Source organism: Psychrobacter submarinus, from assembly GCF_904846685.1.
Taxonomy (GTDB): domain Bacteria; phylum Pseudomonadota; class Gammaproteobacteria; order Pseudomonadales; family Moraxellaceae; genus Psychrobacter; species Psychrobacter submarinus.
Genome location: NZ_CAJHBQ010000001.1, coordinates 1333990 through 1360101 on the forward strand (window position 1 = coordinate 1333990; position 26112 = coordinate 1360101).

A 26112-nucleotide genomic window follows, 5' to 3' on the forward strand; every position below is an offset into this window, starting at 1 on the left:
TACCTAAAAGTACAAGCTGCTTAGACGACTGAAGGCAATGAATTGGGATGAGATAAAGACTAAAAGCAGCCGTATCAATCATACTTTACTGCTTTTAGTCTAACGCTTAAGCGTCAATAAGGGCTTAATTGTTTTCTTTTAACTCAATATTGATACCCAGTGATTTGATTTCTTTGGTCAGTACGTTGAACGACTCAGGCATACCTGGATCCATATACTGCTCACCATCGACGATGTTTTTGTACATACGCGTACGGCCTTCGACATCATCTGACTTCACCGTTAGCATCTCTTGCAAGGTATAAGTCGCACCATATGCTTCTAGTGCCCACACTTCCATCTCACCGAATCTCTGACCACCAAACTGGGCTTTACCACCGAGTGGTTGCTGGGTGACCAGCGAGTAAGAACCGGTAGAACGCGCGTGCATTTTGTCGTCGACTAAGTGGTTCAGCTTGAGCATATACATATAACCGACCGTCACTTTGCGGTCAAACTGCTGACCAGTACGACCATCATATAGTACTTGCTGACCATCGCGGTCGAGTCCTGCAAGCTCAAGCAAGTCTTTGACTTGATGCTCATGCGCGCCGTCAAACACTGCGGTACCCATTGGCACACCGCCGCGCAAGTTGCCCGCTAGCGCCATGATATCATCATCACTTAAGCTATCGAGATCAACGCTTTCACCGCCTACTTTATTGTAGATTTGGTCTAAGAAATCACGTAAATCTTTCATTGCTGCTTGAGCTTTGAGCATGTTATCGATCTTCTCGCCCAAGCCTTTGGCTGCCATACCTAAGTGAGTCTCTAAGACCTGACCGATATTCATACGCGAAGGAACACCTAGCGGGTTCAAGACGATATCGACGGTGTTGCCATGCTCATCATAAGGCATGTCTTCGACCGGCATAATGCGCGATACCACACCTTTGTTACCATGACGACCGGCCATTTTGTCACCCGGCTGAATACGACGCTTCACCGCAAGATAAACCTTGACGATTTTTTGTACGCCATGCTGCAAGTCGTCCCCTGCAGTTAGTTTGCGTTTTTTCTCTGCAAACTTCACATCGATATCTTTTTGCTTATCGACTAAGTACTCAGCGATTTGCGTGAGACGCTCAGCGATGTCTTCTTCAACTGGCTGAATATCTAGCAAAGTCTCAAGGCTCATCTCTTTCATGTCGGCCGCTTTCATAACCGTACCGGCTTTGAGACCTGAACCACCACTGACTTTTTGACCGTCGAGTAAGTTACCGATACGGCCACGCGCCGCTTCTTCAAAGATACGTAGCTCTTCTTTTAGATCTTTACGGTAGCTATCGAGCTGTGATTTTTCAATCGCACGGGCACGCGCATCTTTTTCGACACCGTCACGGGTGAAGACTTGTACGTCAATGACCGTACCTTTGCTTGACGTTGGGACACGTAGTGAGGTGTCTTTGACGTCAGCGGCTTTTTCACCGAAGATGGCCCGTAGTAGTTTTTCTTCAGGCGTCAGCTGCGTCTCACCTTTTGGCGTGACTTTACCGACTAAGATATCACCGGCATCCACTTCAGCACCGATATATACAATACCTGCTTCGTCTAGGCTAGACAGCGCCGCTTCACCGACGTTTGGAATATCAGCAGTAATTTCTTCGGTGCCAAGCTTAGTATCACGAGCCACACAAGTGAGTTCTTGAATATGAATGGTGGTGAATCGATCTTCTTTTACAACCTTTTCAGATAGAAGAATCGAATCCTCGAAGTTATAACCATTCCACGGCATAAAGGCGATACGAATGTTCTGACCTAACGCTAGCTCACCAAGATCGGTCGATGGACCGTCAGCCAAGATATCACCAAAAGCAATCTCATCACCTTGGTTAACGATGATACGCTGATTGATACAAGTGTTTTGGTTAGAGCGCGTATATTTGATCAAGTTATAGATATCGATACCCGCTTCACCAGCGACCATTTCATCTTCATTAACACGTACGACGATACGCGAAGCATCAACGTCTTCGATCACACCGCCACGCTTAGCGATAACACAGACACCCGAATCACGAGCGACGTGACGCTCCATACCTGTACCAACTAATGGCTTATCAGCGCGTAGCGTCGGAACCGCCTGACGCTGCATGTTCGAGCCCATAAGCGCTCGGTTAGCATCATCATGCTCTAGGAATGGAATCAGACCAGCGGCTACTGACACGACCTGACTTGGCGACACATCCATATGCGTCACTTTGTCAGCTGGCATACGCACAAACTCGCCATAGCTACGCACGCTGATCATCTCCTCGCTAAGCTCACCTTTATCATTCATGGGTGAGTCAGCTTGAGCGATTACCGTACCGACCTCTTCGATAGCAGATAGGTATTCGATAACATCAGTTACTTTACCATCGACCACTTGGCGATAAGGCGTCTCTAAGAAACCAAAGCTATTAGTCTTAGCAAAGGTCGCTAGTGAGTTGATCAAACCAATGTTTGGACCCTCTGGTGTCTCAATTGGGCAGACACGGCCGTAATGCGTATCGTGTACGTCACGCACTTCAAAACCGGCACGCTCACGGGTCAAACCACCTGGTCCCAACGCTGATACACGGCGCTTATGCGTGACTTCTGATAGCGGGTTGTTTTGATCCATAAACTGCGACAACTGGCTAGAGCCAAAGAACTCTTTGACCGCTGCAGCAACTGGTTTTGAGTTAATCAAATCTTGTGGCGATAAGTTATCAGATTCTGCTGATGATAGACGCTCTTTGACCGCACGTTCAACACGAACCAGACCAACACGGAATTGATTTTCTGCCATCTCACCTACTGAGCGGATACGGCGGTTACCTAAATGGTCAATGTCATCGACTTCGCCGCGACCATTACGAATCTCAACCAGCTCTTTTAGTACGTTGACGATATCGTCATGGGTCAAGACGCTGCGCTCGCGCTGCACGTCTGGGTCATCGGTATTATCGAAGTCTAAGCCCAAACGGCGGTTGAACTTCATACGGCCAACGTTAGATAGATCGTAACGATCAGCGTTGAAGAACATACTTTCAAACAGCTTCTCTGCTGTTTCAACCGTTGGTGGCTCGCCTGGACGCATAACCTTATAGATCTCAATCAAGGCTTCTTCGCGGCTTGAAGTGCTATCGGCACGCAGCGTATCAGCGATGTAGCTACCTTGATCGATATCATTAGTAAACAGGATGCTGAATTCTTTGATCGAATCACTTGCTTCAAACGAGTTTAGCTTCACTAATAGCTCATGATCGATAGGCGTGTTTGCATGGGCAACGACTTCGTCATTAACGATAATATCTTCAGCCAAAATACGCTCATAGAGATATTCATCAGGCACGGCGATCTTAGTCATACCCGCCTCTTCGATCTGACGAATACGGCGCGCGTTGATACGTTTGCCCTGCTCGACGATCACATCGCCATTAGGGGCAACGATATCGAACTGCGCCATCTCACCACGCAAGCGATCAGCAACGATATCAATCTCGAACTGCTCCTCACCTTTATAAACCGCGACTTTATCAAAGAATAAGTCTAAAATCTCGCCAGTCGTTAGGCCAAGAGCGCGCAGGATGATAGAAGCAAGGAGTTTACGGCGACGGTCAATACGCGCGAATACTAGGTCTTTAGCATCAAACTCAAAGTCTAACCACGAACCGCGATAAGGAATGATACGAGCGTTATAAAGCACCTTACCACTAGAGTGTGATTTACCCTTATCATGATCAAAAAAGACACCGGGTGAACGATGCAATTGCGAGACGATAACACGTTCAGTACCATTAATGATAAAGGTACCGTTATCAGTCATGAGTGGAATTTCACCCATATAAACGCTTTGTTCACGGATATCTTTGATAGCCGCTTTGCTGTTTTTGTCTTTATGATCTTTATCTTTGATAATCAGACGGATTTTGACACGCATAGGCGCGGCAAAGGTTGAACCACGTAAGATACACTCACGCTCATCAAACTCCGGCTCTCCTAAATAATATTCAACAAATTGTAGCTCAGCATTACCTGAATGACTCTCAATCGGGAAAATAGAAGAGTAAGCGGCTTGTAGACCAGTATTCTCACGAGCTTTAGGCTTTTTATGCTCTTGCAAAAATTGCTCATAGGAATCTACTTGGATAGACAATAAATAGGGAATGTCCATCACAGTGGGCAATTCAGCAAAACTTTTGCGAATACGCTTTTTTTCAGTATAAGAATATGCCATCGAGAGTCCTTACAGTAAACGTGGAAACAAATAAAAATCGTAGCTAGCGTGCACCAATACTTGGTGATACCATGCAAACTTAGCGACGTATACGATAATACAACCACTTTAAAGGCGATATACTCATCCCAGATCCCTTTAAAGCTAAAACTTCAAACAATCATCACTATGCGGCCATATGCATTTTGATAATCAACACTTTCAAAATCTTTTTTAAATAAATGGGTTATTAAGCCAAACAGTGATATAACTGTATATATATGCGGTGATTAACCTTTGTATCCAATGATTCGCGTCTAGTTTTTAATAAACTATAGCTTGGATAGCAGTTTCAAAGGCGTTTGGTCAGCCGCCGCTATTAAATAAAGCGGATTATTGATAACGGTTAAAAGTACGTCACCGCTAAAAATCAAAGTATCCGTTTGTCTGAATAGCACTAAAGGTGAAAGGTGCGATAAATAGTCATCAGCAATAATGTTAATCAGATAAATAATAATAGATATTGAGTTAAGTAGGCCGTGCTAAAAAACAGTTATTGAAAAAGCATGCAGACACAAAAAAACGCCAAACGTCTCAGGACATTTAGCCTAAATTAACAGATTATTCAAAACTACTGTGCTTGCTTGCACTGTGTTTACTTGCATAGCTATCGTGTGTCCTTTTGATGAGTATCCACCACTGGTGATCGGGCGTTAGGCAGACACAAAAGGTCAAGCTAGTAATTATAATAAAAAAGAGCCAGCAATGCAAGGCATTACTAGCTCTTTATGTGCAGTATTAAACTAAATTAAGCTAAGCTTATTTTAGTTCAACAGAAGCACCAGCTTCTTCAAGCTTCTTCTTCAACTCTTCAGCTTCGTCTTTAGACGCGCCTTCTTTGATTGGTGCTGGAGCGCCTTCAACTAGGTCTTTCGCTTCTTTTAGACCAAGGCCAGTCGCTTCGCGAACGGCTTTAATGACGGCAACTTTCTTCTCGCCAAAGCTAGCAAGAACAACGTCAAACTCGTCTTTTTCTTCAGCAGCAGCGCCGCCTTCAGCAGCAGCAGCAGGTGCAGCAGCAGCTACAGCAGCAGTTACGCCGAATTTTTCTTCCATGTCGCTGATTAGCTCAACGATATCCATTACTGACATTTCAGCGATTGCGTTTAACACATCTTCTTTAGATAGTGCCATGAGAACTCTCCGTTATCTGATAAAAATAATTGATTTAATAGCGTATTGATTGACTGTCCACTGTGTTAGATACTGGGACAATAAGCCAATCAAGGCTGTAAAATTTACGTTAAAACAAGCGATTAAGCAGCTTCTTTTGCGTCTTTGATTGCTGCTACCGTGCGAACGAACTTGCCAGGAACTGCGTTCATAGTCTGGACAAGCTTGGTCACTGGTGCATTCATAGTTGCCATCAAGATAGAGATTGCTTCGTCGCGAGTTGGTAGCTTCGATACGCGCTCTAGCTCTTCTGGACCATAAACTTCACCACCGACTGATACAATTTTGGTCTCTAAAGCATTGTTTTCTTTGCTGAAGTCGAAAACGACTCTAGCAGCAGATCCCAAGTCTTCCATAGAGAAAGCCAAAAGTAATGGACCAGTCATACGGTCTGACATGCTCTCAAACTTAGTGCCTTCAAAAGCGCGTTTTGCAAGTGTGTTTTTTACCACTTTTAAAACAACACCTTTTTCACGGGCTTGTACGCGCAGCTCAGTAAGCTGTGCAACACCAATACCGTGATATTCGGCAGCGACTGCTGAGTAAGCATTAGCAGCAACTTCAGACACTTCAGCTACAACTTGTTGTTTTTGCTCTAGCGTTAATGCCATAAGTTGACTCCTTTAATCTTATCAATCCACTTATAATCTAAACCATAAGTGAAAACTGACTTGATACGACACGTTATTAATGCACTAAAAAGTCCATTAATAACGACTAATTACGGCACCATTATCAGACTGACATCAAGTGATAGGTTGCCCTATCGGCTCTTATCAACAACTGGGTGGGTCACCGTCTGCGTAGGACAATTAAGACTTTCATCTGTTATCGATTAACAAAAGCAGCTTATAGCGATTAATAATACCTAAATCATCATCACTATAAACCGCTCTCTACCTACGGTCTTAGACAGCATAGCATTCACTACGCTGACCTAATTCTTAAAATTCTTTACTGCTTAAAATTTGCTGCCGATCAATATTTGTGCTTATTACGGCTCAAATATCAGACAGCTATATTTATCTTATTTAGCCATGCGATATGGTACAGGATCGATGGTTAGACCTGGGCCCATCGTGCTCGACAAAGTGATTTTCTTGATGAAAATACCTTTTGAAGTCGCAGGCTTAGCGCGCTTAAGGTCAGACAATAACGCACGAGCGTTTTCGATGACTTGTTCCGCTGTAAAGCCAACTTGACCAATAGTCGTGTGGATAATACCTGCTTTGTCAACGCGATACTGCGCTTGACCCGCTTTAGTATTAGCAACGGCTTCAGCGACATTAGGCGTGACCGTGCCGACTTTTGGGTTAGGCATCAAACCACGTGGGCCTAAGATTGTACCTAACTGACCGACAACGCGCATAGCGTCAGGAGCGGCGATAACTACGTCAAAGTCCATGTTACCAGCTTTGATTTGCTCAGCTAGATCATCCATCCCAACGATGTCAGCACCCGCTTCTTTTGCCGCTTCAGCAGCAGCGCCTTGAGCGAATACCGCAACGCGTTTGGTTTTACCAGTACCGGCAGGCAGGTTGGTAGCACCGCGAACGACTTGGTCAGATTTACGTGGGTCAACGCCCAAGTTTACTGCGATGTCGATAGACTCTTTGAACTTCAAAGGTGGCAAATCGTTTAGGATTTGAACCGCTTCTTCAATAGTGTATTGTTTTTCGTTATCGATACGGCTATTGATTTCTTTTTGGCGTTTGGTTAGCTTACTCATTTACACACCCTCCACGGAAATACCCATTGAACGAGCGGTACCAGCGATGGTACGAACAGCAGCGTCAAGATCAGCAGCAGTTAAGTCTGCATCTTTAGTCTTAACGATCTCTTCTAACTGCTCACGATTCACCTTACCAACTTTAGCAGTGTTTGGCGTACCAGAACCTTTAGCGATACCAGCGGCTTTACGTAGTAAATACGCAGCTGGTGGCGACTTCATGATAAAGGTAAAAGACTTATCGTTATATACCGTGATTTCTGTAGGAATCGGCAGACCTGGCTCTTGGTTAGAGGTCGCTGCGTTAAATTCTTTACAGAACGCCATGATGTTCACGCCTTTTTGACCCAAAGCTGGACCGATTGGCGGTGAAGGGTTGGCTTTACCTGCTGGGACTTGTAGTTTGATGTAACCATCAATCTTCTTAGCCATGATTTTCTCCTAATTGGGTGATAACGCCAGTTTGTTAGTCACTATGATCATACGATCAGCGCTTAACAAACAACAGCTCCCCAGTTGATGTCTGTTTAGTCTAGTTTTTCAACTTTACTAAACTCAAGCTCGACCTGCGTGGGTCGATTAAATACGTTTACAGTCAGTTGTAGCTTAGATTTTTCGTAATCTACTTTTTCGACTAGGCCCTTAAAGTCAGTGAACGGACCATCAATAACCAGTAGCTCTTCGCCTGGTTCAAATAGAGTCTTCGGACGCGGCGCAGTTTCAGTCTGATTTAAGCGATTAAGAATACGGTCGGCTTCCGCTTTAGTGATAGGCGCTGGCATCTCTGGTGTACCACCAACAAAACCCATAATACGTGGACAGTCTTTGACAATGTGCCAAGTATTATCGTTCATCTCCATTTCGATCAAGACGTATCCTGGGAAAAACTTACGTTCACTTTTGCGCTTTTTACCGTCTTTCATCTCGACCACTTCTTCAGTGGGCACCAATACATCGCCGAAAGAATCCGCGAAATCACTACGATTAATACGATCAGTTAATGAACGTTGTACTTGTTTTTCATATCCTGAAAACGCTTGGACAATATACCAACGCATATGACGCTCCTGATCTTAGTAGTAGGTTGTGATCAATAAAATATAGCTTCACTAGAGCTAATACGCTCTTCTAGCCAATAAAAATACCGACAAACCAGTTAAAAAAGTTATCTAACATCCAAACTAAAAAACCAACAATCGCTATCACGACAATGGTTTGCCAAGTATATTTAAAAGTCTCGTCTTTACCCGGCCAAGTGACGCGGCGCAGTTCAACGGCCGCATCCTTCAATAGTATCTTAAAGGCGCGTCCTTGATTGGTCAGCGCTAGACAAACTAGAGCAAAAACAGCGAGCGCTACAATAATACCGATACGAACCCAAACGTCATTGGCTGCTTGCCAATAACCTGGTAAGTATTGATTAGAGAAAGTCGCCGCTATTAGAGCAGCTATAGCTAATAGCCATAGCACCATATCTTTAGCTGAACCGGTTTTAGCAACTTCTACCGCAGTGGTATTTTTGGTTGCTGAGACATGCTTTCCTTTCGTCAGCATCGGGCTTGCCGTCGCCTTAGCGTTAGAGGCATCAGATAACTTAGAATCGAGGTTATCCTGATTGTTGCTCATAAAGAACTCGCTTAGGAGAAGGAAACATCAGATAAAGATAGGAATAAAAAAGATGGCAGGCGATGTAGGACTCGAACCTACAACCCTCGGTTTTGGAGACCGATGCTCTACCAATTGAGCCAATCGCCTATGGGTGTTAAGGCTGACAATTATACAAGATTTATAGTTAAATGCAAGTATTCAGACGAATTTTATTCAATAATTTCTTTAAATCAAAACTTATAGGTTTTTGTAGGGTGCGCCTAGCGCACCACAGTAGTTATGCTATAACTGAGAACAGGTGCGCGAGGCGCACCCTACGCCAAGTCCAACTCTTCTTATCACCTATAAACAAAACCAACACTCACAAAAAAGCCACCCTCAACAAAGAGAGCGGCTTTTGACTTTGCTAGTACCTATTTAGATTAAGTTAAGAAAATGATAACCTAAACTTTATAGGTAAAGCTCAGCTCGTTACTAAGTATTAGTTGCTTACGCTTGCAACCACACCAGCACCTACAGTACGGCCACCTTCACGGATAGCGAAACGTAGGCCTTTGTCCATAGCGATTGGGTGGATAAGCTCTACGCTCATCTCAACGTTGTCACCAGGCATAACCATTTCAGTACCGTCTTGTAATTGGATTGCGCCAGTTACGTCAGTGGTACGGAAGTAGAACTGTGGACGATAGCCGTTTAAGAATGGCGTATGACGACCACCTTCTTCTTTTGATAGTACGTATACTTCAGCGTCGAAGTTGGTGTGCGGGGTGATTGAACCTGGCTTAGCTAGTACTTGGCCACGTTGTACGTCTTCACGCTTGGTACCACGTAGTAGTACACCACAGTTCTCACCTGCACGGCCTTCGTCTAGTAGCTTACGGAACATCTCAACACCAGTACAGGTGGTTTTTTGAGTGTCACGGATACCGACGATTTCGATTTCGTCGCCAACTTTTACGATACCAGATTCAACACGGCCAGTTACTACGGTACCACGACCTGAGATTGAGAAGACGTCTTCGATTGGCATTAGGAATGCTTTGTCGATGTCACGCTCAGGCTCTGGGATGTAGCTGTCTAGGGTTTCTAGTAGTTCTACGACTGCTGGTTCGCCGTATTTGCCGTCGTCGCCTTTTAGGGCTTGGGTGGCTGAGCCTTTCATGATTGGGGTGTCGTCGCCTGGGAAGTCGTAGTCGTTAAGAAGTTCACGTACTTCCATTTCGACGAGCTCTAGCAATTCTTCGTCGTCTACTAGGTCACATTTGTTCATGAAGACGATGATGTATGGTACGCCTACCTGACGTGATAGCAAGATGTGCTCACGAGTCTGTGGCATTGGGCCGTCAGTTGCTGATACGACTAGGATTGCGCCGTCCATTTGAGCGGCACCGGTGATCATGTTTTTGACATAATCGGCGTGACCTGGGCAATCAACGTGGGCGTAGTGACGAGTTTCGGTGTCATATTCTACGTGTGAGGTGTTGATGGTGATGCCACGTGCTTTTTCTTCTGGGGCTGAGTCAATTGACGCGTAGTCTTTGGCTTCGCCGCCTGAGGTTTTTGCTGCTACGGTTGCGATTGCGGCAGTTAGTGTGGTTTTACCGTGGTCAACGTGTCCGATGGTGCCGACGTTGACGTGGGGCTTGTTGCGTTCAAACTTGGCCTTTGCCATGAGTGTATCCTTTTTTATTGGGGTAAGCTTCTAGGTCTATAATTATGAGATAACTCATATAAAACGACTAAGATAATGCTGACCACATTGAAATAAATATTTAGAGGTGCACTTAGTGTGCAGATATTATAAGAAAATCACGGCCAATAACAAGTCTTTTAACAAGTTATTGGTGTATTTCTAATAACTGTATATCTATAACAGTATAGAGGTCTTATATATAAGGGCGCTCTATACTGTCGTAAGCAAGCTAATTACTCGTCATCATTAGAGTTGAACTTAGAGATGATTTCAGCAGCAACAGACTTTGGAATTTCCGCGTACTTTTGGAATTCCATTGAGTAAGTCGCGCGGCCTTGTGACATTGAGCGCATTTGCGTAGCATAACCAAACATCTCAGCTAATGGTACTTCAGCACGGATCTGCTTAGTACCACCAGGCAGATCTTCCATGCCTTGAACCATACCACGGCGACGGTTTAAATCGCCCATGATGTCGCCCATGTAGTCTTCTGGCGTCTCAACTTCAACTTTCATGACTGGCTCTAGTAGCGCAGGGTTTGCTGCCATAAAGCCTTTTTTGAAGGCCATAGAACCTGCCATTTTGAATGACAATTCATCAGAGTCAACGTCATGGTATGAACCATCGTATAACGTTGCTTTTACGCCAACCACTGGGTAGCCAGCAAGTACGCCGTTTTGCATACGTTCTTGGATACCTTTGTCGACCGCACCGTGATACTCTTTTGGTACCACACCACCAACAATTTCTTCAGCGAATTCGTACTCAACATCACCTGCTGGATCAAGTGGCTCAAGACGTAACCAAACGTGACCGAATTTACCACGACCACCAGTCTGACGAACGAACTTGCCTTCTTGTTCGACAGTTTCACGAATCGTTTCGCGGTAAGCAACTTGCGGTGCACCAATGTTAGCTTCAACATTGAATTCACGCTTCATACGGTCAACCAAGATCTCTAAGTGAAGCTCACCCATACCACTGATGATAGTCTGGCCAGACTCTTCGTCAGTATGTACACGGAACGACGGATCTTCTTTTGCCAAGCGGCCTAGAGCGATTGACATTTTTTCTTGGTCGGCTTTAGTCTTTGGCTCAACAGCAAGGCTGATAACTGGATCTGGGAATTCCATACGCTCAAGCGTAATAACGTTTTGTTCATCACATAACGTGTCACCAGTACCAACGTCTTTCATACCGACTAGAGCAGCGATGTCACCAGAGCGGATCTCTTGTAGCTCTTCTTGCGAGTTAGCATGCATCTCAACAATACGGCCGATACGCTCACGCTTCATCTTAACCGGGTTATAAACACTGCTACCCTGCTGCATAACGCCTGAGTAAACACGAACGAAGGTTAAGTTACCAACGAACTTGTCATTCATGATCTTAAACGCTAGTGCGGCAAACGGCTGATCATCAGACGCTTCGCGGAAGCCTTCAGACTCTTCTTTATCATCAAGAATACCGCGGATTGCTGGTACATCATGCGGCGCAGGCATATAACGAATAACTGCATCTAGCATTTTTTGGACGCCTTTGTTTTTAAAGGCAGTACCACAAAGCATTGGGATGATTTCGTTAGCGATAGTACGCTCGCGAATAGCGTTATGAATCTCATCTTCAGACAGCTCGCCGTCTTCTAGGTATTTATTCATAAGTTCTTCAGAAGCTTCAGCGGCAGTCTCAACCAACATCTCGCGATATTCTTCTGCTTTAGCTTGCAGCTCGCTTGGGATCTCACGCTCTTCAAACGTCATACCCTGAGTTTCAGTATCCCAGTATATTGCTTTCATTGTCACTAAATCGATGACACCTTCGAAATCTTCTTCTTTACCAATTGGAATAACAACGGGTACTGGGTTACCACCCAGACGAGTTTTCACTTGTTCTACAGCACGATAAAAGTCAGCACCAACACGGTCCATCTTATTGACGAACGCTAGACGTGGTACTTTGTACTTGTTCGCCTGACGCCAGACAGTCTCAGACTGTGGCTGTACGCCACCAACGGCACAATAAACCATACAAGCCCCATCAAGGACACGCATAGAACGCTCAACTTCAATGGTGAAGTCAACGTGACCTGGGGTATCGATAATGTTGATGCGATGTTCATCAAACTGTTGATCCATACCTTTCCAGAAACAAGTCGTCGCAGCTGAGGTAATCGTGATACCACGCTCCTGCTCTTGTTCCATCCAGTCCATAGTTGCGCCACCATCATGAACTTCACCGAGTTGGTGGTTTTTACCAGTATAGAATAAAATACGCTCAGTCGTGGTAGTCTTACCAGCGTCAATATGCGCTGAGATACCAATATTACGATAGCGCTTTAAGGGAGTTTTACGAGCCATAGTATTTTCCTAGGGAAATTCGTGTATGAATTAAGGTGTTGTGTCTCTACCCCATACTCTGTAACAAAGCCGTCAACTTTATAGTATGACTTACTGATTATTGGACCTGATACGGACAAACAAGAGCAAATACTAAGAATATAGTGGTATAAATTTTGGGATACTCTTTAGTAAGAACCAGCTAGGAGTAGACCTATAAAGATGCCTATATAAAGAAATATCTTGATAGATGTCCGCCACCTGGAGACTTTAGCAGTATAAAGCTAAGTATAATAAGCTTAGCGGTATGCCACTAAATAACCGTTAACGATGGCGACAATCAATAGAATAAAACAATTATAAGAATATCGCTTAGAAGCGGTAATGCGAGAACGCTTTGTTGGCATCAGCCATACGGTGAACTTCATCACGCTTCTTCATAGCATTACCTTTACCTTCTGAGGCATCGCTTAGCTCACCGGCAAGGCGCAAAGCCATAGATTTTTCAGAACGCTTAGCAGCGGCTTCCGCTAACCAACGCATAGCCAAGGCAGTACGACGGGAGGGGCGTACTTCCATTGGTACTTGGTAGGTTGCACCACCAACACGGCGAGCTTTTACTTCGACCATTGGGCGAACGTTTTCTAGCACTTCTTCGAAGAAAGATACTGGATCTTCGATGTTACGCTTTTCGCTTACCGTCTCAAGAGCACCATATACGATACGCTCAGCAGTAGATTTTTTACCATCGTTCATCACGTGGTTGATGAATTTGGCGATAGTTTGGCTACCAAACTTAGGATCCGGTAGGATCTCACGGGTAGCTACGACGCGACGTCTTGGCATAATAAATTTCCTTGTCTTCAGGAGAGTCTGACATTCATAATCTCAAGCTGCATCTATAAGAGTAGAGCTATCCATTATCAGTCAGCCTTACTGCATAGTGATATGTTTAATAGCAAAATCACTGAGTGAGTTTTGTCTAGTAACACCAAACCTATGCACAGTTAAATGGGTAATGCAAAAAGCTCAGCTTATATTAAGCTTTTGGCTTTTTGGCACCGTACTTAGAACGACCTTGCTTACGGTCTTTTACGCCTGCGCAGTCAAGTGCACCGCGAACGGTGTGATAACGTACACCTGGTAGATCTTTTACACGACCACCACGGATAAGCACAACGCTGTGCTCTTGTAGGTTATGACCTTCGCCGCCGATATAGCTTGATACTTCATAACCTGAAGTTAAGCGAACACGGCATACTTTACGCATAGCTGAGTTAGGTTTTTTTGGTGTAGTCGTATAAACACGAGTACATACACCGCGGCGCTGTGGGCACGCTTGCAACGCAGGAACTTTTGACTTTTCCTTGATGGTTTTGCGACCCTTACGAATCAATTGGTTAGTTGTTGCCATAAGGCATCCTTCTCCCGTTTAGTATAAAACAAAAAAATGGGCCAATCTGCCGAGCAATCCACGATAATCGTGAATATTGGCAGTACCCATTTTTAGGACAGTATATTATAAAGAGTTGTTGCTGCTATTTCAACTACTTATCAGCGATTTCACTTTACAACTATTCTTGAATGTGCAATAAGTCTTTAACCTGTAATAAGCTAAATTAACTTGTCCATACTAAATGGCGATACTGAGCTATTTTTCAAGAGCGGTAACGATATTATCAACCATATCCTACCTGTAGCCCTTTTATTCATCAGTATCGCCTTTTGGCTTAGTGTCTGTTTTAGCACCTACATGAATCCGCTAAAGCTACTTATTGGCTTGAGCTTGTTGCTTATCTTGCTTAGTCTCATCGCTCTTGGCATTATTATCAGTTTTTTTATCATCTGCACCGCTCTTATCGTTAGTTTGCTTGTTATCGTCTGACGTCTTAGCAGATTTTTTGTCGCTTTGCTTATCTTGCTCAGTCTTGTCTTTTTTATTGCTATCAGAGGTTTCAACTTTAGCTTCGCTGCCACTGTCATCGGTAATAGCCTTATTAGCAAGCTTAGGTTCAGGCCCAAAGGTCGCTTGTGCTACGCCAATGACTTCGTCAATTAAGCTACTGTTATAACGCATACCAACAATGACAGCAGTCGCTGGCAAAAAGCGGCGCAACCAAGATAGATTAATTTGATCTAAATCGATACCCACTTGTCCGGCGATATTATCGACTTGTTCGGCGTAGTAATTGACGTTTTTATTTTTTAGACCTAAGTTTTGCAGCTCGTTATGCAAACCGCGGCTTTGTGCATTATCAAGTAACTGTTTACCTACGCCAATACCTGCAAGCAGAGCCTGCTTTTCTTGCATTTTACTCAGATCGGCTGCAGAGAGTAGCTCATAAGCCATCTTTACCCCTTGCTTGCCAGTCAACGGCTTATCATAAACGGCAGCGAGCTGATACACGGTGCGTAGTGATACTAATAATAGCCATAAAGTATCGGCGAGCAAACCTGGCAGACCTGCAAGACCAGTAATACCGCCTAATGTCGCTAAAGCACGGTTTTGGTTAGCGATATCAGTGGCAAGTGCGTAGCGCTGCTCCTCATCTAAGCTCGATATATCCGCAAAACGATGCTCGTTGGGTAGATCTAAATGACTCCAACTAGCAGCAAGGTTGGCAATTTGTGCAAAGGCGCTATCGATAGTTGATTGAAAAAGACTATTAGGCACTATCTTTTTGGCATACTTACCATAAGTGGCAAAACGCGTACCGATCAGCTGCTGGGTGGCCTTTAGTGTCTGCTCACGAAATAGGTCTTGCTGATAATCTTCATCACCTAAATTAACGGCTTTATATTGACGCGGCTTGCCTGCCTTGGCGTTCGCGCTATCGATAAAAGCGCCCATACGCTCAAGATTATCACGAGTGAAATGACCGATAGTACTGATACCTTTAGAGAGGGTGTTACGCTTTGCCATAGTTATGTCCTTAAATTGACAGGGTTAGTAAGCAGAATGTTATTGTTAGCACCTATTATTTTATAGGGTAAGTGCTCTATATTTTGAGCTTTTATAGCTTAACCTTTAATAAGCTTGTAAATTAAAAGATTAGAGGCTTTACTACAGTTACATTTATTAGAGTAGCTAATTCTCATAATGGCTGTCAGTGTGAACAATGTTATTGAGAACATAAAGTTTGTATCTTCTGCTGTCTGTTAACGACTTTATAGTAGGTCATAATCAATAACTAACAATGATCTTAACAAAGCGTACCAGTTTGAGTTTTAACGTCTGACAATTCACTATTAATCAAACATACTTATCAGTCAGTAAAATATATTGCATATCTTGTGCATCATTATAGTCGGAACTAAGGTATCATTGTATGACTTTATCTGAGGTTCAGATTGGGTTAGATTGTGAATAATCTAGCTGACAAATAGTCTTGTACAACCGATCTGAAAATCGTAAAAACACCATTATTACAAGGAATAGAATATGCGCCGAGTGGTTATTACAGGAGCTGGGATCGTCTCTTGCATCGGTCACGATTTGGCTCGCGTTACTCAGTCTCTAAAAGAAGGACAATCTGGTATCACCTTCAATGAGTCCTATGCCGAGCATGGATTTAAGTCGCAAGTGAGCGGTAGTATCGACAAAACGGCATTAGATACCGCCAAGATCGATCGTAAGCTCAAGCGCTTTTTTAGCGATGCTAGCCTCTATGCTTATGTCAGCGCCTTAGACGCTATCGAGCAATCAGGCTTATCTCTTGAGACGATTAATAACAATCCGCGTGTGGCCTTAGTCGCCAGCTCAGGTGGCGCCTCGACCGAGAGTATCGTCAACGCAGTAGAGGCCATGCGCGAAAAAGGTCTGCGCGGTGTTGGCGCTATGGCAGTACCCAAAACGATGGGCAGCTCAGTCTCCGCGGCATTAGCAACTGGCTTGAAGATTCAAGGTGTCTCCTACTCTCTTACCTCTGCTTGCGCCACCTCAACGCACTGTATCGGTCATGCCGCTGAGCTCATTCAGCTCGGCAAAGCAGATGTGGTGCTTGCAGGCGGTAGTGAGGCGGAGCACTGGACGCAGTCTTGTATGTTCGATGCGATGGGCGCAGTTAGCACCCAGTATAACGATACACCAAAGCTGGCTTCTCGTGCTTATGACAAAGACCGTGATGGCTTTGTGATAGCGGCAGGCGGCGCGATGCTAGTGGTTGAGAGCCTTGAGCACGCTGAGGCACGCGGCGCTCATATCTTAGCCGAGATCGTCGGTTATGGCGCAAGCTCCGATGGAGCGCAGATGGTCGCGCCTAGCGGTGAGGGTGCGGTACGCTGCATGCAACAAGCGCTGAATGACGCAGGTTTAGAGAGCGTCGATTATATCAATACTCATGGTACGAGCACGCCGCTAGGGGATATCACTGAACTGCAAGCTATCGCCAAAGTATTCGGTGGCGATATCAGTCAAGTCCCGCCGATAAGCTCTACTAAATCCATGACCGGTCATAGCTTAGGCGCAGTCGGCGCGCAAGAGCTGATTTACTGCTTGTTGATGCTGAAAGAAGGCTTTATCGCCCCAAGCATCAATGTCGACACTCTAGATGAAGACGCTACTGGTTTCGATATCGTCACCCAAAAGCGTGAAACCAAGCTCAAGACATTGATGAGTAATAGCTTCGGTTTTGGCGGTACCAATGCAACTTTGATTATTAAAGAATTTACTGCTTAATTTATGAGTACTGAACACCCTACAATCAATGCAGCGCCCAATGAGACGCCAGCTATGTTTAATCATAGCTGGCGTTTTGGCGACTTGTGTGCCGCAGAGTTACTGCCTGTACTACAGCAGCATCTAATAGCCAAAGACAGCGCGGCAAACTGGCAACTGGTTTGGCTCGCTAATGACGACGAGCCAGTCATCGGTCTACTACCTAAAGTCAGCTGGCAGCTTTATTTTGCGCCAGATTCGCAAGCAACTTATCAGCTGATGCAAACGTTTCGCGACGACTCTATGACGTCAACTGTAGCAAACATCACTTATGAGGCTTGGCAACAGCAGCTCATCGATTATTGTAGAGATTATGAGAAAGTGGAAAAAAGGCGAAAAAAAGTAGCGCAAACTACGTCAAGCTCGCCGCGCTATCATCATGGCCTCATTGGATTTATCGGTTATGACATCGCCGCGCAGCACTTAAGCCCAGCGGTCACTATGACAAATGCTGAGTCGCCGCTTGCTGCACTCGGTCATTATGATATCTATTTAACGAAAAATGTAGACAACAATATAAACAACAAAGCTAATGGGACAATCTGGTCGCTAAGCTGCAAATCGACTGACAACTCAGACAAGGCAATAAAGGACAACCACTTAGAGCAGCTCGTCTCTTATCTTAATGCTTTAGAGCATAAGCTTACTGAACATGGTCAAGCGGAGACCTTATCTGAGCACAAAGAGTTGAGTCAGCTGTATCCGCCATTAACCCCCTTAAAGCTGACACCTCAGTGGCAAAAAAGTGACTATAAACAAGCGTTTGCGCAAACCCAGCACTACCTGCAGCAAGGCGACTGTTATCAAATCAATCTGACCCAAGCTTGGCAAGGGCAGTTAGCATCTTCGGCAAATAATGAGCAAGATCTGACAACAACACTAAGCTTAATGGACTATCTGCCAAGCTTACAGCGTAATACACAAGCACCTTTTGCCGGTTATATGAGCGTCAACTCTTTAAACAACGATTCGCTAAATCAAGCAGATTTTGAATTACTAAGCTGCTCGCCAGAGTTGTTTTTTACCTTTAGTAAAGACGCTGATAGCGACAAGCACGCCATCACCACTAAGCCGATAAAAGGTACCATGCCGCGCGGTATCACTATGGAGGAAGATGCAACCTTTAAACAGCAGCTTTTAAGCAGCGATAAAGATCGCTCTGAAAATGTGATGATCGTCGATCTATTACGTAATGACTTGGGAAAATACGCTAAGACAGGGTCAGTAAAAGTGCCGCAGTTATTTGCTATTGAGAGCTTTAGTAATGTTCATCACATGGTCAGCACTATCACCGCTGAGCTAAAGGCAGACACCCATCCGCTAGCGGTATTGTTTGGCAGTCTGCCGGCAGGCTCCATCACTGGTACCCCTAAAAGACGCGCGGTTGAGATTATATCGGAGCTAGAAATAGCGCCGCGTGGCGCTTATTGCGGCACTATGGGTTATATGAACTTCGATGGTAGTGGGCAATGGAATGTGCTGATTCGCACCTTGCAGGCCGCAAAGCTAGAAGACGGTAGTAAATCCGTGCGTTTGTGGGCGGGTGGCGGTATTACTGTTGCCTCAGATATAGACGCTGAGTATCAAGAGTGCTTCGATAAAGTGGGCAACCTGCTTGCAGTATTGGCGCAAGCGGATTGCTCATAAAGACTTATCTTAATAGACAAACTCAGTGCTTTTATTGAGCCGCTAGCTCCTTTAGTGCGGTAATAAGACGCTGATGCTGCTCAGCGGTTCCTACCGTAATACGCAGATACTCTTGTATACGCGGCGTATCAAAGTGTCTGACAATAATGCCTTGCTCGCGTAACGCGCTTGCTATACCGATAGCGTCACCATCATGAGGACGCGCAAAGACAAAGTTGGCCTGTGATGGCAACACCTCAAAACCTAAAGCCTTCAATTCGGCAGTCAGAGAATGACGCAAATCAATCACTTGCTGACAAGTCTGCTCAAAATACTCGGTATCCAAAACACTAGCTCTCGCGCCAGCTTGCGCCAGCTTATCTAACGGATAGCTGTTGAAGCTGTTCTTCATGCGCGTCAACGCTTCAATCAATGAAGCACTACCAAAAGCCATCCCTACTCTGAGGCCAGCGAGCGAGCGTGACTTTGAGAAGGTTTGAGTCACTAATACATTATCTAGCTCATGAATCAGGCTCACCGCCGAAACAGTCGTACCAGCTTGTGCAAAATCAATATAAGCTTCATCTATAACAATAGTGGCATTGGGATGCTCGCTCGCAAGCTTACGAATATCTGCAAGCGAAAGTAACAAGCCGGTTGGCGCATTAGGGTTAGCAATGATGATACCACTGCAAGGCTGACGATACGCATCAGGATCAATACTAAAATCCGCTTCTAGCGCGATCTTTACCAGCTCAACTCCAAAAGTCTGGGCATATACTGGATAAAAACTATAGCTGATATCCGGCGCTAGCAGTGGCCGCTCTTTCATAAAAAAACTGGCAAATATTAACGCCAGCACTTCATCAGAGCCATTACCGACGAAGACTTGATTGATATCTAAGTCATAAGCTCTCGCTAAAGCGCCACGTAAGTCGTCAGATTCAGGCGCAGGATATAAGCGCAGCTCTTCAGCTTGTTGGGTAAGTACGGCGCTGATTGCTGCAGCAACTTTTGGTGAAGGCGGAAATGGGTTTTCGTTAGTATTAAGCTTACATAGGTTATTGTGCTGCGGCTGCTCACCGGGAATGTAAGGTGATAAATTACGCGCTTTACCGGACCATAGCCTAGTATCTACTTTTAATTCACTCATAAATGACCCTACTCTTATTCTACTCTAACAACCCTGTTACCCATATCGTAACACTGTTAGAAATCCTCAATTAATAAACAAGTTAATTAGCGCTGGTTTGACGACTTTTTTTAGTCTAAGACCGTTTATTGTATCTATTATTATGTTTGTATTTTTGCGCTATTATTCAACTCTTGATAAAGCCTTACTGGTAACGATAACGAGCCGAGCGCGCATGCGCTTCTAAATCTTCACGCTGCGCTAAGATATCAGCAGTCTGGGCTAAGGGCTTACTGCCGCCTTCACTGCAATAAATGATAGAGGATTTTTTTTGAAAATCGTACACCCCTAGCGGTGATGAAAATCTCGCCGTGCCTGAAGTCGGCAAGACATGATTGGGTCCTGCGCAGTAGTCACCAATGGCCTCTGGCGTATGACGACCCATAAATATAGCCCCAGCATGACGCACCTCACTAAGCAGGCTATCTGGATCATCAACAGACAGCTCTAAGTGCTCAGGTGCAATACGGTTAATCAGCGCCATACCATCTTGTCTATCTTTGACCAGTATCAAAGCGCCACGGTTTTTGAGAGAGTCGCGAGCGATATCAGCTTTAGGTAACTCTGCTAGCGCCTTGTCAATCTCCGCCGCAACTTCAGCTAATTGCTTACTACTCGTAGTGACAAAGATAGCTTGGGCAATACGGTCATGCTCAGCCTGCGATAATAAGTCCATCGCAAGCCAGTCTGCGCGATCAGCCGCCTCGCCTTCGGCATAAACCAGCACCTCAGAGGGACCGGCAATCATATCGATACCCACTTGACCGAAGACGGCACGCTTCGCCGCGGCAACATATTTGTTACCCGGTCCGGTGATTTTATCTACTTGCGGAATGGTTTCAGTACCATAAGCTAGAGCAGCTACCGCCTGCGCTCCTCCTACCGTAAAGACCCGATCCACTTCTGCTAAATGCGCAGCGGCTAGTACCAAAGGATTGAGCACACCATTAGGCGCAGGTACCACCATAATGACTTCTTTAACGCCTGCGACTTTTGCAGGAATAGCATTCATAAGTACTGAGGAAGGATAAGAGGCTAAGCCGCCAGGAACATAAATGCCAACGCGATCAAGCGGCGTGACTTTTTGGCCCAAACGATTACCTAGCTCGTCTTCATAGTGCCAACTGTCTTGTACTTGGCGCTCATGAAACGTCTTCACTCGCGTGGCGGCCGTGTTCAGCGCTTCTTTTACTTCAGTATCAAGCGTGGTAAAAGCTTTTACTAAAGCTTCTTGTGATACTTCAAGCTCTGCCATCGTGGTTGCAGGATGTTGATCAAATTTTTGCGTTAACGATAATACTTCGCTATCACCATGAGCACGCACCTGCGCGATAATATCATCAACCGTCTGTAATAAATCTCCGTCATTGACGGTCTCAAAAGCAAGCAAGGTAGATAGCTGCTGCTCAAAGTCGCTATCTTGAGTCGTCATTTGGCGCATAACTGAATCCTATAGTTGGTACACTTCAAAACCGGTTTAGGGCTACTGTAATGAATTTTTGCAGACCCTATAAAAAAGCGAGTAGAGTAAAACTAGTGTAGCACGCCCTATATACGATGAGCCACTAAACGGGTTGCGACGCTTCAATAATAAGGTTTGATATTATTAATGGCTAAAACCTTTAATGGCTAAAACCTTGTTAAGAGGTGGCTTTTATACTCTCTTTAAAACTATCTAAAATAGGCTCAAGTAAAGCAAATTTGCGCTTATAACTGACTTGATTGACGATCAGCCGCGAGGACACGTCACAGATATGATCGCGTGGCTCAAGACCGTTTGCAATCAAAGTATTACCAGTGTCGACCACATCGACGATCAAATCGCCCAAACCAACTAAAGGCGCAAGCTCCATCGAGCCATAGAGCTTGATGACATCGACTTGCTGGCCTTGACTGGCAAAATAAGCGCGCGCAACATTGACATACTTAGTAGCGATGCGTAAACGGCGATTGGGTAAAGTAGCGCCTTTAACGCCAGCGGTCATCAGCTTGCACTGCGCAATGCGTAAGTCTAAAAGCTCATAGACATGATTGGCACCATGCTCAAGCAAGACGTCTTTACCCGCTACCCCAAAGTCAGCGGCACCATGCTCTACATAAGTCGGTACATCACTTGCTCGCAATATTAGAACGCGTACATTTGGATGAGTGGTTGGAAAAATAAGCTTGCGCGAGGCACTAGGGTCTTCTAACAAGTCCACCCCTGCGGCTTGTAACAGCGGCATGGTTTCATCAAGAATACGGCCTTTAGAGAGCGCTAAAGTCAGACCATTAAACTCATTATCCACTTCGTTCAATAAAGCGTTATCTTGCTGTTTTTGATTATTTCCAGTCATAATTTTCAGTCATAGTATTTATAGAGTTTCGATAACATTTAAGCAATTAATATCAATGTTATACATTCAGCGTCGACTAAAGGGTCTTCTATAGCAGTCTTATGGACTGTCCTTCAGTCAGTTTGTTATTATCAGTATCAGTCGTTGCTGTTGATACGCTCGATGTTAACGCCTAAAGCGCGTAGTTTATTTTCGACGTCTTCATAACCGCGATCGATATGATAAATACGGTCAATCAGGCTTTCACCTTCAGCTGACGCCGCCGCCATCACAAGCGACATAGAGGCACGCAGATCGGTTGCCATCACCGGCGCTGCAGTGAAATTCTCAACACCTTTGACTACTGCCGTATGGCCATCAACTTGGATGGAGGCGCCCAAACGGTTGAGCTCTGGCACGTGCATATAGCGATTCTCAAAGATATTTTCAATAAAGGTACTTGTACCATCAGCAAGGCAAGAAATAGCCATGAGCTGAGCTTGCATATCGGTAGGAAAGCCTGGATGCGGCTGGGTACGAATATCAACCGGCTGCGGGCGCATACTCATCTGCGCGCGAATCCAGTCATCGCCTGTGGTAATGATAGCGCCCATCGACTCAAACTTCTCGAGTACAGGAATCAACAATGCCGCTGATGTTTTTTTGGCTAATACATCACCGCGCGTCATCAATGCACCGGCTAGATAAGAACCAGTCTCGATACGATCAGGCACCACCGAATACTCGCAGCCATGCAGGCGCTCAACGCCTTCAATGGTCATCGTCGCGGTGCCAATACCGCTTATTTTTGCGCCCATTACTACAAGCATATTGGCCAAATCGACCACTTCTGGTTCGAGTGCACAGTTACCAAGCACTGTCGTTCCTTTGGCCAAAGCGGCTGCCATAATGACGTTCTCAGTACCGCCAACGGTCACCATATCGAACGAAAAATTACAGCCGATCAGCTTGCCGCCTTTTGGCGCTTGCGCTTTGACATAGCCATTTTCGACACTAATCTCAGCTCCCATCGCTTCAAAGGCTTTTAGATGCTGATCGACCGGGCGCGAACCAATCGCACAGCCCCCTGGCAAAGATACTTCAGCTTCACCAAAACGAGCAAGCAGTGGCCCCAACACCAAGATAGAAGCGCGCATCGTTTTCACTAAGTCATATGGCGCATAGAAATTATCTATGCTCGCAGTATCACAAGTCACCGTATCGCCATCTTTATGGATATCGATTCCCATACCACCGATTAGCCGAACCAAGGTGCGCACATCTTGTAAGGAAGGCACATTGTGCAGAGTCGTTGGTGTTTCGGCTAATATCATCGCCGCCAATAACGGCAAAGCGGCATTTTTAGCTCCGGAGATAGTAACTTCACCTGCGATACGACTGCTGCCGGTAATTAAGAATTGATCCATAAAATGATAACCTAAGGGTAATTATAATAATAAGTAAAAGACACTAAAAAGAGCTTATCAATGTCAGCTAGTACGCTGAATGAATAAGCTAATTTAGGTGCGGCGCTTTAGCCTTTGGACTGCACTTCCCACTCGCTTGGCGTCAAGGCTTGAATATTGAGCGCATGTATATCACCGCTTGCAATCTTGTCATTAACTAGAGCATAGATAGCTTGTTGGCGCTGTACAGTACGCTTGCCCTCAAAGCTTGCGTCCACCACGCGTACATCAAACTTATTACCTTGATTGGCAGCTTGAATAAAAGCGTCTGGATAGTGCTGTTGTAAAAATGCGATTAAATCATCAGCGTTCATGCTCATAACGTATCCTGTATTATTTAAGAAGTGTTATTTCAGTATTTTTATTGGGCGTGCGACATTATAACAAGAGTTTGACTCTCTTACAGTATTGTCTAGCACACTATTATCAAGCAGTAATTATTCGACCCGCTAGCTATCAGCGGCGTATAAAACAACGCCGTTAGCTAGCGCTGAAGCACTCAAACCATGTGCGATTTTATCAATAGGCTCAGAAGGCTCAGGTTTTTAATTCAGGTTTTTAATTCAGGTTTTTAATTCAGGTTTTTAATTCAGGTTTTTAATTCAGGTTATTAGGGCGTGTTGAACATTCAAATGTGGCACTGGCGGCGGCTATTTTTCAGGCAATACGCAGTGAAATTTTCGAATCCTAGTCATTCTAGGATAGACAATTTCGCCATGTATTGGCAAAAAAGAGCCCCGCCCCGAAGGGCTGATGCTAAAATCACCCCAAACGGTGTTGTAAACCTAGCTAAGGCCTCGACATTATCGTCGGTTTACGCCTAGTTTGGTGCGATTTTATCTATCAGCAGTCCTAATATTTGAATGTTCAACACGCCCTAGTTTAGCTGTTTGTCTAAGTAGCCCAACACCTGCGCCCGCACATCATTGACCCAGCGCAGTGGTGGCGCCATCGCCCCAATACTAGTGGCGTGACTCGCACCCTTGATCACGCCGTTTTCAACCGCAGCGCCGTAGTCTTTTAGTGCTTGAGTCATCTTCACTGTATTGGTGTCATGAACGGTTTCATCATTCTCGGCGGTCAATAATAAATAAGGCGGCTGAGGACCTTTAAGCTGTCGATCAGGCATCACCTCATCGGGGGTGGCATCATTGGCAAAGGCGCTAGAGCCGCCATACTTGCGAAAGTCGTAGCTATAAGGTCCGGCGATACCGATAACAGCGGCGATGTCGTCTGGGCTCACACCGTAAGGCGCTAAAAAGTCTTCATTGGAGACTGCTGCGACCACATTGAACGCGCCAGCTGAGTGTCCGATCACCGCTAAGCGCTGTGGATCTGCATGCAAGCTGGCAGCATTGTTATAACTCCACGCGACAGCTTGCGCGGTGTCTTCTACAAAATCAGGATAGACGTGCTTGGGCGCTTTGCGATAATTAATCACTGCTGTGACATAACCGGCCTGAGCTAAACTTTGACCGACAAAGGCATATTCTTCTTTACTACCACTTTCCCACGAGCCGCCATGGACAAAAACGACCATAGGATAAGTCTGGGTAATCTCTTGCTGAGCCCTCATCGCTTGCGCTAAGGGCTTAGGGTAGTAAACATCTAAATCCTGCGCTGACTCATCACCATATAAGATGTCTTTACTGACCGTAACACCGCCGCTCGCAGTCAGACCGTTGACTATCGCCAATGCGGATAGCGCTTGTGCTTGTTGAGTAGCTAGCATCACACCGCCAAACAAGGTCACGGCCGTCACTCCCATCTTGACGAGCTTAAATTGACGTGACGGTTTAGACGGGTCACTCGCTGATTGGGGCGTATCGGCTGGCTGCTTCATGGTCTACTGTCCTGTTATTCTGGGTTTATCCGTTAAGGTTGAGAAGATAGATTTTCTTATTCTTGCACTTTTGAAAATACTGAACTGCGAGCTTTAAAAGACTATTACCTCAATGACAGTAAATAGCTTAAG

Annotated in this window: 20 protein-coding genes and 1 tRNA gene; 2 read left to right on the top strand and 19 right to left on the bottom strand. The window is 45.2% G+C overall.

The window, feature by feature from the left end:
- Positions 1–124 precede the first annotated feature (124 nt).
- The 13 genes from rpoB to JMY03_RS05970 form a co-directional block, all read right to left on the bottom strand.
- Positions 125–4243, bottom strand: a complete 4119-nt coding sequence (gene rpoB, locus JMY03_RS05910; RefSeq protein WP_201601900.1) for a DNA-directed RNA polymerase subunit beta — start codon at positions 4241–4243, stop codon at positions 125–127.
- 798 nt (positions 4244–5041) lie between these two features.
- Positions 5042–5416, bottom strand: a complete 375-nt coding sequence (gene rplL / locus JMY03_RS05915; protein WP_025644946.1) for a 50S ribosomal protein L7/L12 — start codon at positions 5414–5416, stop codon at positions 5042–5044.
- 122 nt (positions 5417–5538) lie between these two features.
- The gene (gene rplJ, locus JMY03_RS05920) at positions 5539–6066 is read right to left on the bottom strand and encodes a 50S ribosomal protein L10 (protein WP_025644948.1); all 528 of its coding nucleotides are present in this window, start codon (positions 6064–6066) and stop codon (positions 5539–5541) included.
- A 416-nt stretch (positions 6067–6482) separates the two neighbouring features.
- The gene (gene rplA / locus JMY03_RS05925; protein ID WP_201601903.1) at positions 6483–7184 is read right to left on the bottom strand and encodes a 50S ribosomal protein L1; all 702 of its coding nucleotides are present in this window, start codon (positions 7182–7184) and stop codon (positions 6483–6485) included.
- Positions 7185–7616: a 50S ribosomal protein L11 gene (gene rplK, locus JMY03_RS05930; protein ID WP_025644953.1), complete on the bottom strand. Its 432-nt coding sequence runs from the start codon at positions 7614–7616 to the stop codon at positions 7185–7187.
- A 95-nt stretch (positions 7617–7711) separates the two neighbouring features.
- Positions 7712–8242 carry a transcription termination/antitermination protein NusG gene (gene nusG / locus JMY03_RS05935; RefSeq protein WP_201601906.1) on the bottom strand — a complete coding sequence of 177 codons (531 nt, stop codon included), beginning with the start codon at positions 8240–8242 and terminating at the stop codon, positions 7712–7714.
- 70 nt (positions 8243–8312) lie between these two features.
- Complete coding sequence (secE, locus tag JMY03_RS05940; protein ID WP_025644956.1) at positions 8313–8810, bottom strand: preprotein translocase subunit SecE; 498 nt, start codon at positions 8808–8810, stop codon at positions 8313–8315.
- Positions 8811–8863: 53 nt separating this feature from the next.
- Positions 8864–8939, bottom strand: a tRNA-Trp gene (locus tag JMY03_RS05945).
- Between the two features lie 334 nt (positions 8940–9273).
- The gene (tuf, locus tag JMY03_RS05950) at positions 9274–10464 is read right to left on the bottom strand and encodes an elongation factor Tu (protein ID WP_025644530.1); all 1191 of its coding nucleotides are present in this window, start codon (positions 10462–10464) and stop codon (positions 9274–9276) included.
- Positions 10465–10718: 254 nt separating this feature from the next.
- Positions 10719–12842 (bottom strand): elongation factor G, encoded by a 2124-nt coding sequence (fusA, locus tag JMY03_RS05955; protein WP_201601907.1) that lies wholly within the window; start codon positions 12840–12842, stop codon positions 10719–10721.
- Positions 12843–13193: 351 nt separating this feature from the next.
- A complete protein-coding gene (rpsG, locus tag JMY03_RS05960; protein ID WP_025646354.1) occupies positions 13194–13667 on the bottom strand; it encodes a 30S ribosomal protein S7 in 474 nt (157 codons plus the stop codon).
- Between the two features lie 193 nt (positions 13668–13860).
- On the bottom strand, positions 13861–14235 hold the full coding sequence (gene rpsL, locus JMY03_RS05965) for a 30S ribosomal protein S12 (RefSeq protein WP_025646352.1): 375 nt from the start codon (positions 14233–14235) through the stop codon (positions 13861–13863).
- 354 nt (positions 14236–14589) lie between these two features.
- Entirely contained in the window at positions 14590–15744 is a 1155-nt protein-coding gene (locus JMY03_RS05970) for an EcsC family protein (protein WP_201601909.1), read from the bottom strand.
- 519 nt (positions 15745–16263) lie between these two features.
- On the opposite strand from JMY03_RS05970, the gene JMY03_RS05975 reads away from it, so the two are divergent.
- Both JMY03_RS05975 and JMY03_RS05980 read left to right on the top strand, forming a co-directional pair.
- On the top strand, positions 16264–17499 hold the full coding sequence (locus JMY03_RS05975) for a beta-ketoacyl-ACP synthase II (RefSeq protein ID WP_201601911.1): 1236 nt from the start codon (positions 16264–16266) through the stop codon (positions 17497–17499).
- A 3-nt stretch (positions 17500–17502) separates the two neighbouring features.
- Positions 17503–19185: an anthranilate synthase component I family protein gene (locus JMY03_RS05980; RefSeq protein ID WP_390879966.1), complete on the top strand. Its 1683-nt coding sequence runs from the start codon at positions 17503–17505 to the stop codon at positions 19183–19185.
- A gap of 31 nt (positions 19186–19216) precedes the next feature.
- On the opposite strand, the gene hisC is transcribed toward JMY03_RS05980, so the two are convergent.
- The 6 genes from hisC to JMY03_RS06010 form a co-directional block, all read right to left on the bottom strand.
- Complete coding sequence (gene hisC, locus JMY03_RS05985) at positions 19217–20317, bottom strand: histidinol-phosphate transaminase (protein WP_201601913.1); 1101 nt, start codon at positions 20315–20317, stop codon at positions 19217–19219.
- A gap of 184 nt (positions 20318–20501) precedes the next feature.
- A complete protein-coding gene (gene hisD / locus JMY03_RS05990) occupies positions 20502–21797 on the bottom strand; it encodes a histidinol dehydrogenase (RefSeq protein ID WP_201601915.1) in 1296 nt (431 codons plus the stop codon).
- A gap of 199 nt (positions 21798–21996) precedes the next feature.
- Positions 21997–22692: an ATP phosphoribosyltransferase gene (gene hisG, locus JMY03_RS05995; protein WP_025646340.1), complete on the bottom strand. Its 696-nt coding sequence runs from the start codon at positions 22690–22692 to the stop codon at positions 21997–21999.
- A gap of 137 nt (positions 22693–22829) precedes the next feature.
- On the bottom strand, positions 22830–24098 hold the full coding sequence (gene murA, locus JMY03_RS06000; protein ID WP_201601917.1) for a UDP-N-acetylglucosamine 1-carboxyvinyltransferase: 1269 nt from the start codon (positions 24096–24098) through the stop codon (positions 22830–22832).
- A gap of 107 nt (positions 24099–24205) precedes the next feature.
- The gene (locus JMY03_RS06005; RefSeq protein ID WP_037059357.1) at positions 24206–24457 is read right to left on the bottom strand and encodes a BolA family protein; all 252 of its coding nucleotides are present in this window, start codon (positions 24455–24457) and stop codon (positions 24206–24208) included.
- A gap of 557 nt (positions 24458–25014) precedes the next feature.
- The gene (locus JMY03_RS06010) at positions 25015–25980 is read right to left on the bottom strand and encodes an alpha/beta hydrolase (protein ID WP_201601919.1); all 966 of its coding nucleotides are present in this window, start codon (positions 25978–25980) and stop codon (positions 25015–25017) included.
- Between the last annotated feature and the right edge of the window lie 132 nt (positions 25981–26112).

Bases quoted from the DNA above. Each gene is read 5' to 3' on its own strand.
- rpoB (WP_201601900.1), bottom strand. From the start codon at position 4,243: ATGGCATATTCTTATACTGAAAAAAAGCGTATTCGCAAAAGTTTTGCT.
- rplL (WP_025644946.1), bottom strand. From the start codon at position 5,416: ATGGCACTATCTAAAGAAGATGTGTTAAACGCAATCGCTGAAATGTCA.
- rplJ (WP_025644948.1), bottom strand. From the start codon at position 6,066: ATGGCATTAACGCTAGAGCAAAAACAACAAGTTGTAGCTGAAGTGTCT.
- rplA (WP_201601903.1), bottom strand. From the start codon at position 7,184: ATGAGTAAGCTAACCAAACGCCAAAAAGAAATCAATAGCCGTATCGAT.
- rplK (WP_025644953.1), bottom strand. From the start codon at position 7,616: ATGGCTAAGAAGATTGATGGTTACATCAAACTACAAGTCCCAGCAGGT.
- nusG (WP_201601906.1), bottom strand. From the start codon at position 8,242: ATGCGTTGGTATATTGTCCAAGCGTTTTCAGGATATGAAAAACAAGTA.
- secE (WP_025644956.1), bottom strand. From the start codon at position 8,810: ATGAGCAACAATCAGGATAACCTCGATTCTAAGTTATCTGATGCCTCT.
- tuf (WP_025644530.1), bottom strand. From the start codon at position 10,464: ATGGCAAAGGCCAAGTTTGAACGCAACAAGCCCCACGTCAACGTCGGC.
- fusA (WP_201601907.1), bottom strand. From the start codon at position 12,842: ATGGCTCGTAAAACTCCCTTAAAGCGCTATCGTAATATTGGTATCTCA.
- rpsG (WP_025646354.1), bottom strand. From the start codon at position 13,667: ATGCCAAGACGTCGCGTCGTAGCTACCCGTGAGATCCTACCGGATCCT.
- rpsL (WP_025646352.1), bottom strand. From the start codon at position 14,235: ATGGCAACAACTAACCAATTGATTCGTAAGGGTCGCAAAACCATCAAG.
- JMY03_RS05970 (WP_201601909.1), bottom strand. From the start codon at position 15,744: ATGGCAAAGCGTAACACCCTCTCTAAAGGTATCAGTACTATCGGTCAT.
- JMY03_RS05975 (WP_201601911.1), top strand. From the start codon at position 16,264: ATGCGCCGAGTGGTTATTACAGGAGCTGGGATCGTCTCTTGCATCGGT.
- JMY03_RS05980 (WP_390879966.1), top strand. From the start codon at position 17,503: ATGAGTACTGAACACCCTACAATCAATGCAGCGCCCAATGAGACGCCA.
- hisC (WP_201601913.1), bottom strand. From the start codon at position 20,317: ATGAGTGAATTAAAAGTAGATACTAGGCTATGGTCCGGTAAAGCGCGT.
- hisD (WP_201601915.1), bottom strand. From the start codon at position 21,797: ATGCGCCAAATGACGACTCAAGATAGCGACTTTGAGCAGCAGCTATCT.
- hisG (WP_025646340.1), bottom strand. From the start codon at position 22,692: ATGACTGGAAATAATCAAAAACAGCAAGATAACGCTTTATTGAACGAA.
- murA (WP_201601917.1), bottom strand. From the start codon at position 24,098: ATGGATCAATTCTTAATTACCGGCAGCAGTCGTATCGCAGGTGAAGTT.
- JMY03_RS06005 (WP_037059357.1), bottom strand. From the start codon at position 24,457: ATGAGCATGAACGCTGATGATTTAATCGCATTTTTACAACAGCACTAT.
- JMY03_RS06010 (WP_201601919.1), bottom strand. From the start codon at position 25,980: ATGAAGCAGCCAGCCGATACGCCCCAATCAGCGAGTGACCCGTCTAAA.